Here is a 13,225-nt window from a genome sequence, read left to right on the forward strand (position 1 = left end):
ATGGCGAATTTTTCAAGATTAGAAGTAGCGAATGTTATGAAACAGACAGGTCTAGTACCGTTGTTTTATAATGGAGATTTAGAAATTAGTAAGAAAGTAGTTAAAGCGGTTTATGATGGAGGTGCTAGGTTACTTGAGTTTACAGCAAGAGGAGATTTTGCTCATGAAGTATTTGGAGAGCTTAACAAGTACGCTCTTAAAGAACTTCCAGGGATGATAATGGGAGTTGGTTCTGTAACTGATGCGGCAAGTGCCTCGCGTTTTATGGCTCTTGGTGCAAACTTTATTGTAACTCCTGTTTTAAGAGAGGACATCGCTCTAGTCTGTAACAGACGCAAAGTAATGTGGTCTCCAGGATGTGGATCCTTAACAGAAATATGTAGAGCAGAAGAATTAGGTTGCGAAGTTGTAAAACTATTTCCAGGTGGAATTTATGGACCTGGGTTTGTAAAAGCAATCAAAGGACCGCAACCATGGACTAGCATTATGCCTACTGGAGGTGTTTCGCCTACAAGAGATAATTTGGAAGGCTGGTTTAACGCTGGCGTAACGTGCGTTGGAATGGGCTCTAAACTCATTGCGAAAAATGCGGAAGGTAATTATGATTTATCAAAAATTGAATCAGATACGCGAAATGCATTAGCAATTATTAATGAACTAAAATAGAAATTGTGAAGTCGGCGGCAGTAACAATAAAAGAGCTTTCTTGTTTGTCTGGTTACTCTATATCTACAGTATCCAAGGCAATGAACAATAAGAAAGACATTAGCTTAGAAACCCGTAAGGCCATTAGAAATATTGCAAAACAGCATAATTATATACCCAATAATTATGCTGTTTCACTTAGAAGTAAAACTTCAAAGTCTATTGCTATTATTGTTCCTAAAGTGACTGAGCGCTGTTTTAACCAAGCACTGGATAGTCTTCAAAAAAAAGCGGAAATCGAGAATTATAGAATTTTGTTTTATCAATCTTTTGGCAACAAGTCAAGGGAAAAAAATTACATTAATAGTTTAAATGATGGGTCCGTTCATGGCATCATAGTTATCTCTAAAGAGCCTAGGACTAAAAATTATTCTAACTATTCTATGCCTGTTCAAGCTTTAAATATTGAAGAGTATCATTCGATTGAGGAGATTAGCAAACGTGCTGAGCAAAGTCTAACAAGATTACTAGCTTTATAGAATCAAACTCAAGACTTGGGGTTGCCCTGCGGATTGAAAAAATGCTATTTCTTGTACTAATACCTTCGCAACTATCTTCAATGAATTGCTGAAATAAAAGAGCCAACTTTCATTTTTCATGTATTAAGGAGAGGTATATTTCATCATTATAGTAAATACGATTTTAAATAGTTGTACGATAATAGACCCGTATTGCACTATAGCTCATTAACCAAATAATTTTACTGCGTATATTTACACTGCAAACTAGTATATATGACTTCTTTTATTACTGATGACTTTTTATTGCAAACAGACTTTGCGAAAACACTCTATCATGATTATGTAAAATCACTTCCAATAATTGATTATCACAATCATTTGTCTCCACAATCTATTGCAGAAGATTATAAATTCGAAAACATAACACAAGTTTGGTTAGCTGGTGACCATTATAAATGGCGTGCCATGAGAGCTTATGGTATCGATGAGAAATATATCACGGGAAACGCAACTGACAAGGACAAGTTTTTAAAGTGGGCTGAGGTGGTACCTTATACCGTCAGAAATCCATTATACCACTGGACGCATTTAGAGTTGAAGCGTTATTTTGATATAGACGAAATGTTGTCACCAGAAACTGCAGAGTCTGTATGGAATAAAACATCTGAGTGTTTAATGAGGAAATCACATTCGGCCAATGGTTTATTAAAAATGATGAATGTAGAATCATTATGCACAACAGATGACCCTACAGATACCTTAGAGCATCACATGGCAATTCATAGGGAGGATAAAAAAGTAAAAACCTTTCCAACTTTCAGACCAGATAAGGCATTCGCTGTTGAAAACATGGGTGCTTACAATGTATATTTAGAAAAATTAGAAGCTGTAACTTCAGTTTCAATCGAGAATTATGAAGATCTCATACACGCGCTTCAAAAGCGTGTTGATTATTTCCATGAAGTTGGAGGGCGATTAGCGGATCATGGATTAGAACAACTGTATTATTTTGAAAATGATACTTTCGATATTAAGGACTTATTCAAAAAGATAAAGGCTAAAAAAATATTGTCTTCAGAAGAAATCAGGTTTTTTAAATCTCATACTATGATTCATTTAGGTAAAATGTATCATGCTAAGGGTTGGACACAGCAATTGCATTTAGGTGCTATAAGAAATAATAATAAGCGTTTACTGGATTCTTTGGGACCAGATACTGGTTTCGATTCCATAGGTGACTTCTCACAAGCAAGAGCTCTGAGTGAATTCTTAAATACATTAGATAGTAGCAATCAACTGGCAAAGACTATTGTATATAATCTTAATCCATCAGACAATGAAGTATTTGCAACTATGATTGGAAATTTCAATGACGGCACCATAAAAGGTAAGATGCAATTTGGTTCGGCTTGGTGGTTCTTAGATCAAAAAGATGGTATGGAAAAACAACTGAATACGCTTTCCAATCAAGGTCTCTTAAGCTGTTTTGTTGGCATGCTTACCGACTCACGAAGTTTCTTATCGTTTCCGCGGCACGAGTATTTTAGACGAATTCTTTGTAATCTCATTGGCAATGATGTTGCGAATGGAGAATTACCGAATGACGAAAAACACTTAGGCAAAATAGTTAGCGATATCTGTTACTACAATGCTAAAAACTATTTTGACTTTAATTAAAAAATATAATGAAAGAAGTCGTTTGGGGAATTATTGGCTGTGGTGATGTTACTGAGGTGAAAAGTGGTCCTGCCTTTAGGCAAGTGGAAAATTCAAGACTACTAGCAGTAATGCGAAGAGATGCAGAAAAAGCGGAAGATTATGCTGTAAGACATAAAGTACCCTTATTTTTTAACGATGCCAATGCCATAATAAATCATAAAGATATAAATGCTATATACATAGCTACACCACCATCGACGCATCTTGAATATGCACTAAAGGTCTTAAAGACCAATAAAAACGTGTATATAGAAAAGCCGATGACCCTTAATTTTAATGAGGCAATATTACTGAGAGATGCTCTAAGAAAGAGTACTGCTAAACTCACCATTGCGCATTACAGGAGACAATTACCAATGTTTTTAGAAGTGAAACGTGTAATCGATGAAAAGGTGATTGGAGATATAACTTCAGTGAACTTGAAATTGTTCCAATCTAGGAAAGCAGCTTTAACTACAAAATCAGAAAGCAATTGGCGCATCAATCCTGAAATTTCGGGAGGTGGATACTTTAATGATTTGGCGCCACATCAACTAGATTTATTGATCTATTGGTTTGGTGCGGTAGAGCGTTTTTCAGGATCATCTACATTTAAACATTCAACTGAAAATGTTGCATCTCAAACTAAAGGAACCATAAACTTTAAAAATGGTATTTCATGCAATGCAAGCTGGGATTTTATAGCTCCGGAGGGCGAAGAACTGGATGAATGTCGTATTTCAGGAACTCATGGTTCTGTTGCTTTTCCCCTTTTTGGGAAAGACATTATTTTAGAATCAAAAGGAAGAAGTGAGGTCTTAACATTCGACCATCCAAAACATATACAGCAACCATTAATACAAGCTACAGTAAATTATTATTTAGGTAAAAGTGTAAATCCTTGTCCTATTGAGGATGGAATAATGGGCATGCAGATTATAGATGAGTTTTCACAATAATTTATCCAGCGATACACCTCAGAATCTTAATAGTTGATTTAGTCACAAGAAATACGATATAGTAGTTATTGTTCAGAATTTTAAATGTAGCTTCATTATCTAGATTTGATCCAATATTTTAATGTTAGTACTACTTAAAACTTTTGTATGACCATTTCTGGACATTAGATAACCTAACATAGGCTATATTTACGAGGTAAAATCATAATCGATGAATAAACATTTTCAAGCCATACTTTGTTCAATTGTAATGGGTTTCATTTGTTGTTCACTGTCTATGGCACAGGAGCTTCCCAGGATGCTTGAAGAAAAATCAAATGAAGACGATAAATATCTACCCGATTTTAGTTTTGCTGGTTATCATAATGGGGAGGTAGAAATTCCTATGAATGTGGGCGAAGTTTTTTATGCTTCTGACTTTGGTGTAGTAGCTAATGATGGTTTAGACGACTCCAAAGCTTTGAAAATTGCCATAAAAGAAGCTTTGAAATTTGATGGTAAGGTGACTTTGCAATTGCCTCCTGGACGAATTATTTTAAGCGACATACTATATCTAGAGCGAAGTAATTTTGTGCTGAAAGGCGCAGGCACAGGTGTTAATGGTACAGAAATTTATTGTCCAAGACCTCTAATGTACATGGAAGATCCAGAGGTGCTTCAAGAACTTAGGGAGTACTTAATTGAATTTGATAAAAGGCAACGAGAAGAAGAGAATAACATCGATTTGCCATTTTCCCAATATGCTTGGTCAGGTGGTTTTATTTGGACAAAAGTACCGAATACTCGAGTAAAACCATATTTACAGAAGTATGAAAAGCCTTATGATGTTCTAGCCGATATTTCTTCAGGGAAACGAGGAACATTTACGCTTAAGGCATCAAGCATTAAAGATTTAAACGTTGGTGATGTAGTAGAACTTCAACTTTATAATAAAGATGGCGAGGATGGCGAAATCATTTATGATCTTTATAAAAATCAGGATGTTAAGGTGGGTAGTCATCATTGGAATTTCCCTGACTTACCTTTAATAAAGCAGCAAGTAGAAATCACCGCAATTAAAGCTAATAAGATTACAATTAGTAGTCCTTTAACAATTGATATAAGGCCTAATTACAAGGCTCAAATAGTAAAGTGGAACCATCTTAAAGAAGTGGGTATTGAGCATTTTAGAGTAACATTTCCAAAATCACCGAGAGTTGCACACCATGTGGAAAAAGGTTTCAATGCTATTTATTTAACACGGGTTTACAACAGTTGGGTAAACAATGTTATGATTGATAATGCTGATAGTGGTGTAATAACAGAAGAAATTGCCAATGTTACTATAAGTGATGTCGTTACTAAAGGTGAAAATTTTGCACATTATACCGTAATGATGCAAGGGACTTATAATGTGCTGGCCCGAGGGATTAAAGTTTATAATATGGCAGAACACCCTCTCAGTTTTAATACTTTGGCAACAAAAAGTGTCTATTTGGATTGTGAAGTTTTTGTAGATCCTATTTTAGATCAACATTCTGGCGCAAATCATCAAAACTTATTTGATAATATCAAAGTGCACTTAACTCCAGAAGAAAATAGAACTTATCCGCTTTTCGCAGGTGGTGGTGCAGGCTATTGGAAACCATCGCATGGCGCTTACAGCACTTTTTGGAATATAGAGGTCATGTTTTTAGAGGGCATGGATTCTTCTAAATCGATACTATTGAATGGCATGGAAGATGGGCCTTTCGCAAGAGTAATTGGCGTCAAGGGTAATCATAAAATTGAAGTAAATTATGGTCCAAACGCCCATCTAGACCGCATTAATCAATCTTTAGAAACTATTCCGTCTTTATATAAGTATCAATTAACACAGCGAATTAAGAATTAAGACTATCTTTTCTATCTTTAGATTGTAATCACTGAATCCTATATTAATGCTCAGATATAGTATTATTATTGTTTTTTTGCTCTATTGTTCCTTTGGTGCTGCTCAGGAAGACAAGTACCAATTCAAACACATTTCTACATCTGAGGGATTGTCGCAGAGTTCTGTTATCTCGATTCACCAGGATAATCTTGGTCAGATGTGGATTGGCACACGTGATGGATTAAACAAATACGATGGCACTAACTTCACTATCTACAGAAATGAAATAGGTAATCCCAACTCCATAAGTAATAATGATATTTTGTCAATCGTTCAAGATACGGATGGTTTTATATGGATTGGAACGTATAATGGATTAAATAGATACGATCCTAAAAAAGATGCATTTACTAGGTATTTTCATAGTGAAGAGAATTCGTCTTTAATAAATAATACCATTTGGACTATAGAGGAATTATCCAATGGGGAATTATGGATAGGTTCTTCTGCAGGTCTATCAGTTTATGATAAGAAAACAAATGCGTTTCATTCGTTTTTAAAAAGTGAAGATCCTAATAGCATTTCTGGAAATCATATTCTTTCAATCTTGCAAATTAAGGATGGATCAGTTTTTATCGGTACAACTTCTGGTTTAAGTAAGGTTGTTAGAGATAGTTCAAATACGATTAATTTTGAAACAATTAAAGGAACAGAAAATACTTATATACAAGATTTAGTAGAAAGTCCAGATGGGACTTTGCTAATTGGAACGCGGAATGAAAGTATATTAGAATATGATTTCGATTCTAAGAAGTTGTCTAACTATTTCTCTCAAGAGCAGCTGGTTGATAAAAACTTAAATGTACGTCAATTACTTTTTGATAATGATAATAAACTTTGGATTGGCACCTATGATGGCCTACAGATTTCTTACAATAAAGAGAATTTAATAGTTTTAAAAAGCCGAATAATAGACTCTGGAAGTTTAAGTAAAAATTCAGTAAAATATTTATTCAAGGACAAGAAAGGGTCTATATGGATTGGGACCTATTATGGTGGGCTAAACATTTGGGATGAATCTAATGGCAATTTTAAAAGTGTAACCCAGAAATCCGGTCAAAATGGATTAAGCTATAGCGTTATTAGTTCTATTGGAAGCTATAAAAACCTATTGTTCTTTGGAACTGAAGGTGGTGGTATTAATATTTACAATAGGAAAGATAATCAGTTTTCTTATTTAACTAAAAACAGTGTCCCTCAACTTTCCAATAATAATATTAAAAGTTTGTATTTATCAGAAGATAACTCACTTTGGGTTGGGACTTTTGATACAGGGCTTCAGGTTTTGGATGTTACCAATCTCGATTTCAGTAAATCCATACTATCTCCTGAATTAATTGTGCTCCTAGAAGATGTTGGCGTTTATAGTATTACTCAGGATAATGATGATAACATGTGGTTTGGGACTTTCGGGAAAGGTCTTGTGAAATACCATCTTGTTTCAAAAATGATTGAGACCTATCAATATAATCCTAAGTCGGAAAAAACGATTTCTAGTGATTTGGTGAGAACGGTTGTGGTCGATTCAAAAGACAATATTTGGGCTGGTACGCAGAGAGGGCTTAATAAAATTAGCCCGAATGGAGATATTACCAATTATTTTTATGATAATAAAATACAATCTGGTGATGATATACTTTCTGTTTATGAAGACGAAAATAAAACGATCTGGGTAGGAACTAAAGCCAGGGGTCTTTTTAAACTAGCTCCAACAGGCTTTGAGCATGTTAATTTAAGGGATAATAATCAGAATGTTTCCACCATTCATAGTATTCTAGAGGATGATGATGGAAATTTATGGATAGCCACAAATCAAGGACTTGCTAAGTATAATATCCAAAAGAAAACACAATTTGTTTATAATCAAAAAGAAGGCCTAATCAGTAATGAATTTAATGATAATGCCTGTTTAAAAATTGGCAATTCAAGTTTTTATTTTGGAGGTCCTGTTGGTATCACATTTTTCAATTCCAAAGAAATAACAACCAACGATTACGCTCCACAAGTAATAATAGCCAGTTTTAAAATTAAGAATAAGTCTATTGGTATTAACGACGATAATTCCATCTTACAAAACACTATTCCCTTTACCAAGGGTCTAAAGCTTAATTACGACCAAGGAAATTTTAGTGTAGATTTTACCATTCCTAATTTTATTAACTCAAGTAAGAATAAATATAAATACCGCTTAAAAGGTCTCGAAGAAGAGTGGATTGAGACTACGGAGAACAGTGCGTCGTATACTATCCAAAATGCTGGTGACTATATCTTCGAAGTAAAAGGTGCAAATAGTGATGGAATTTGGAACGAAAATTCCACCCAAATAAGAATAGAAGTTGCTCCGGCACCATGGCGAAGTTGGTGGGCGTTTTTGATTTATGGACTACTTATATTGGGAGCATTATACTTTCTAGTGAAGATATTAAAATCTCGGACTAAATTACAAACGGAGCTTGAATTAGAACATAGGGAGGTAGAGCGCACTAAAGAAATCAATAAGGCAAAATTGGAGTTTTTTACTAATGTCTCTCACGAGTTTAGAACACCATTAACACTTATTTTAGGCCCTCTACATCAGATTTTGGAAGAATATAAAGGCAGTAGTAAAATGTATAAAAAACTATTGGTCATAGAAAGTAGCGCAAAGCATTTATTACAGCTTATAAACCGCCTAATGGACTTTAGGAAATTTGAAAACAATCTTTACAAGCTAGAAGCGGCCGAAGGCAATATTGTTAAGTTTTTAAGAGAGATTTACTTGTCCTTTGCAGAATATGCTAAAGATGGTAATTACGAATACGATTTCCATACCTCGGATGATGAAATCCTTGTGTATTATGATCGCTATAAACTAGAACGGGTATTCTATAATTTAATTTCCAATGCATTTAGGTATACGCCTCAAGGCGGTAAAATAGCTCTAAGAATCCGTAAGGAAAACGATGCGATCGATATTAAGGTTGAAGATTCTGGTGTGGGTATTTCACAAGAGAATCGAGATAAAATATTTGAACGGTTTTATGAGATGGCATTGAATAAGAATCCAGATAGTAATTATAATAGGGGTACTGGAATTGGCCTATCCATCACAAAAAATATTGTTGGTCTTCATAAAGGAGAAATAAGTGTGAGAGATAATGAAGATGGCGCAGGTTCCGTCTTTTCAGTTAAACTACTTCTTGGACATGAGCACTTATCTGATGGAGAAATCATAAAAGATTTTAGGTTTAGTGATGATGTCTCTCAATATGTAAAGCAATTGGACATTAAGCAACCTGAGCCTGAAGACCAATGGATTGAAGAACTTCCATCCAAAGATAAAGCAACAATATTATTGGTAGAAGATCACAAACCATTAAGGAAGTTTATGCGAGACATATTAAAGCATAAGTATAATATTCTAGAAGCCGAAAATGGAAAAGTTGCATTAAAAATTGCACAGAAAGAGTCTCCAGATTTAATTGTAAGTGATGTTATTATGCCCGTCATGGTTGGGACCGAATTGTGTGCAACTATTAAGGAAGATATTCGCACTAGCCATATTCCTGTAATATTATTGACCTCAAGAACTGCACTAATTTATAGAATTGAAGGGCTGCGCAGTGGAGCCGATGATTATATAAGTAAACCTTTTGATGTCAATGAATTTAAGATTCGAATTAAAAATTTATTGGAATCAACCTCTCGACTTAAGGATAAGTTTGCATCAGAAGATCCCCTTTTACCCAATGAAATTATTGTGTCCTCATTAGATGAAAAACTTTATAAAAAGGCCTTGCAAATTGTGGAAAACAATATAGGTAATGAGCAGTTTGATATTCCATATTTCTGTTCAGAATTAGGTGTGAGCAGAACTATGTTATTTGTTAAAATCAAAGCATGGACTAATTTCACACCTAATGAATTTATTCAACATTTTAGAATGAAGCGTGCCGCCCAACTCCTAGAACAAGGAAAAATTAATATTTCTGAAGTAAGCTATAAAGTTGGATTCCGCAACCCAAAGTACTTCAGTAAATGTTTTCAAAAAAAGTATGGTGTAACACCTTCAAAGTATTCCAGCCAATTTTCCACGGATTTTTAACATGCTTATTATTTTGGATTAAGATCAATTATCGGATATTTTGATACCCTTTTTCGGATTTTTAGATGGTTTCTTTAACCTATTTTTAAAATGTGAAAAAAAATAAATCCAATAAAATATTTTTAGAGATTTTACTGGCTTCAATTATTGTAACATTGGGTTTAATTGTTATCTATTTTAGTTAATCTTAAAGATTTTAACATTTTAAAATAGCGAAAACGTAATAGTTAACATAAAATTATATATATTTGGTAAACCAATCTGGTAAACCAATTTTTAAAGTGTTGATTTACAACTTTTTAAAAATTAAAACTAATGACTAATTCTAATAAATCAATTAATTAAAAACTTTCTTATGCAAAAACAACTTAAAAATTTAAAGGTGAAGTGGATACCTATATTGGTATTTACTTTATTTGGCTTTGCTCTTAATGCGCAGCAAACAGTCACTGGTAAAGTAACCAGCGCGTCCGATGGAATGTCGTTGCCAGGAGTGAATATAGTGGTCAAAGGAACGACGCAAGGTGCTTCTACTGATTTAGATGGCATGTATAGCATTAATGTTCCTAGTCAAGAATCTATATTAGTGTTTAGTTATTTAGGTTTTACGACGCAAGAGATTGCAGTGGGTTCTAGAACTGAAATAAACGTAGCTCTTGCAGATGACGCAGCACAACTTAATGAAATAGTAGTAGTTGGTTATGGTTCTCGTAAGAAAAGTGATCTTACAGGCGCAGTTTCATCCGTAAACTCAAAGGAACTAACTGCTTTTCCATTATTAGATGCATCACAAGCATTACAAGGTCGTGCAGCAGGTGTTGTCGTTCAATCCAATAATGGTGGTGAGCCAGGTGCTCCTATTAATATACAAATTAGAGGAAATACCTCTATTGGAGCTAGTAGTAATCCACTGATTGTAGTAGATGGTTTTGTGGGTGCAGTATTCCCACAACCTGCTGACATCGCATCTATGGAAATTCTCAAAGATGCTTCGGCAACAGCTATATATGGGTCTAGAGGTGCCAATGGTGTTGTTTTAGTGACTACAAAAAAGGGTAGTAAAGGGAAGCTAACGGTAGAAATAAATTCTAATTATTCAACTCAAAATACTACAAATGAATTAGATTTATTAAATGCAGATCAATTCGCAGCGTACCAAACAACTCTAAATTCGGGTTATACTCAGGGAGATGCAAATACCGATTGGCAGGATTTGCTATATAGAAACGGTAGTACTCAAAATCATCAATTTTCATTTTCAGGAGGAAGTGAAAAAGTGAATTTTTATGCGTCGACCAATTACTTCAAGCAAGAAGGGGTTATTGTAAATTCTGAATTTGAGCGTATCTCATTTTTAGCAAATGTTGATGCTGAAGTGACAGATAAATTGAAATTAGGAATGAATCTATTTGGTAGTAGAGGAAATCAAGATGGTGTTCCTACACAATCAACAGGCCAAACTGCTAATGGTGGTGGAGATGATGTTGTGTCGCTAACTTTCCGATTCGCACCAGATTTAGGAATAAAAGATGAGAACGGAAACAATACGATTAACTCTGTTGGAGATAATGTAGACAATCCATATGCTATTGCAACTGAGGGTGTAAATAGTACAAAAAATGATAATTTCAGAGCGAATTTGTACGCTGATTACGAAATTTTAGAAGGACTGAGTTTCAAAACAACTTTTGGCTATAGTACAAGAAACCAAAATTTTGGCCTTTTTAGACCATCAACGTTAATTGTTACTGCTGGAGGTGGTACAGGAGGTAGTGCCACTATACAAAATTTAAAGAATACTAATATATTAAGTGAGAATTATTTAACATACAATAGAGAGGTTGGTAAAGGTGACTTAACGTTATTAGCAGGTTATTCTTATCAAAAAAATACTACAGAAACTTTTTCTGCGGGTGCTCAAGGATTCACTTCAGATTCTTTTTCGTTCTCTAACTTAGGATCAGGTGCTGTACAGTTAATTCCAACATCTTCTTTTTCTGAAACAGAAATACAATCACAATTTGGTAGAATAAATTTTGATTGGGATGATAAATATTTGTTTACCGCTACAGTAAGACGAGACGGTTCATCAAATTTTGCGAAAAATGAAAAATATGCTATTTTTCCTTCAGGTGCAATTGGCTGGAAAATTTCAAACGAAGAGTTTATGCAAGGCATCGAACAAATTTCTAATCTAAAACTTAGAGCTAGTTATGGTGTTACGGGTAATCAAGGTATTGCACCTTATGGTTCACTAGCAACTTTTGGCTCAGTATTTACACCAATTAATGGACAGACTGTAATTAATGTAACTCCAGGTCAAGTAGCTAATCCAGATTTAAAGTGGGAATCTTCTTATCAAACAAACATTGGTTTAGATATAGGTCTATTGGATAATAGAATTTCATTATCATTAGATTATTATAATATTGATACTAAAGATTTGATTATAGCAGATACTAGTCAGCCACAATACCTAGGTTTTTTAAACCCTGCTAGTTTAAGAAATGTTGGAGAAATCAATAATCGAGGTTTTGAGATTAACTTGAATACACGAAATATTAGTAATGAGAATTTCACGTGGACTACAGATTTTAATTGGTCTACAAACAAAAACGAATTTGTTACTTTATTAAATGGAGAAGATATCTTTCAAGATGCGTCTCCTGGTTATTTTAATATAGACAGAACCCATGTGCTCAGAGAAGGAGAGTCTGTAGGTGTTTTTTGGGGTTATGAATACCAAGGTGTTTACCAAGGTGGTGATTTACCTGCTGGAACAGGTCTTTTGCCTGGTGCAGAAGCTGGTGACCAATTGTTTACTGATTTAGATGGTGATGGAGAGATTACACCTGGAGACGATCAAAAAATAATAGGGGATCCTACACCAAATTGGACATTTGGTATTACTAATAACTTTACGTACAAAAATTTTGATTTAAATATCTTTTTTCAAGGTTCACAAGGCGGTGATATTATGAATTTAACAGCTGTGCAGTTATTTAATGGAGATTCTAATGCGACTACAGATATACTAAATTCGTGGACGCCAACAAATACCGATACTAATATCCCTCGTGCGAGACTGAGAGGAAAAGAAATCTCTTCTCGTTTTGTCGAAGATGGTAGTTATATCAGATTAAAGAATATAGCGATAGGTTATAATTTACCTCTTGAGCTTGTTGAGAAGATAGGTTTGGATGGTGTCAGAGTTTCTATAAGTGCGCAAAACTTACTCACTATTACAGACTATTCTGGCTTAGATCCTGAGGTCAATTTCTTAGGAAGCGGTGGTTCAGGAAATCAAAATACATTTAATGGGTTTGATTTTGGAAATTATCCGACCGTTAAATCGTTCAATTTTGCGGTTAATTTAAGATTTTAGTATTAAATTTATATAAAAAAT

7 protein-coding genes are annotated in these 13,225 nt (G+C 34.4%); all 7 read left to right on the forward strand.

The features are described from left to right. The 7 genes from H7F21_RS03470 (at position 1) to H7F21_RS03500 (ending at position 13,204) form a co-directional block, all read left to right on the forward strand. Complete coding sequence (locus tag H7F21_RS03470) at positions 1–666, forward strand: bifunctional 4-hydroxy-2-oxoglutarate aldolase/2-dehydro-3-deoxy-phosphogluconate aldolase (protein WP_185787828.1); 666 nt, start codon at positions 1–3, stop codon at positions 664–666. 5 nt (positions 667–671) lie between these two features. Beyond that, positions 672–1,184, forward strand: coding sequence for a LacI family DNA-binding transcriptional regulator (locus H7F21_RS03475; protein WP_185787829.1), 513 nt, complete (start codon positions 672–674; stop codon positions 1,182–1,184). A gap of 255 nt (positions 1,185–1,439) precedes the next feature. Continuing rightward, complete coding sequence (gene uxaC, locus H7F21_RS03480; RefSeq protein ID WP_185787830.1) at positions 1,440–2,843, forward strand: glucuronate isomerase; 1,404 nt, start codon at positions 1,440–1,442, stop codon at positions 2,841–2,843. Between the two features lie 8 nt (positions 2,844–2,851). Then, complete coding sequence (locus H7F21_RS03485) at positions 2,852–3,823, forward strand: Gfo/Idh/MocA family protein (RefSeq protein WP_185787831.1); 972 nt, start codon at positions 2,852–2,854, stop codon at positions 3,821–3,823. Between the two features lie 211 nt (positions 3,824–4,034). Beyond that, a complete protein-coding gene (locus H7F21_RS03490) occupies positions 4,035–5,696 on the forward strand; it encodes a hypothetical protein (RefSeq protein WP_246431410.1) in 1,662 nt (553 codons plus the stop codon). A 46-nt stretch (positions 5,697–5,742) separates the two neighbouring features. Next, complete coding sequence (locus H7F21_RS03495; protein ID WP_185787832.1) at positions 5,743–9,819, forward strand: hybrid sensor histidine kinase/response regulator transcription factor; 4,077 nt, start codon at positions 5,743–5,745, stop codon at positions 9,817–9,819. A gap of 355 nt (positions 9,820–10,174) precedes the next feature. Continuing rightward, entirely contained in the window at positions 10,175–13,204 is a 3,030-nt protein-coding gene (locus tag H7F21_RS03500; RefSeq protein ID WP_185787833.1) for a SusC/RagA family TonB-linked outer membrane protein, read from the forward strand. Positions 13,205–13,225 lie beyond the last annotated feature (21 nt).

The sequence above is a fragment of the Winogradskyella flava genome, assembly GCF_014243395.1.
In the GTDB taxonomy this organism is placed as follows: Bacteria; Bacteroidota; Bacteroidia; order Flavobacteriales; family Flavobacteriaceae; genus Winogradskyella; species Winogradskyella flava.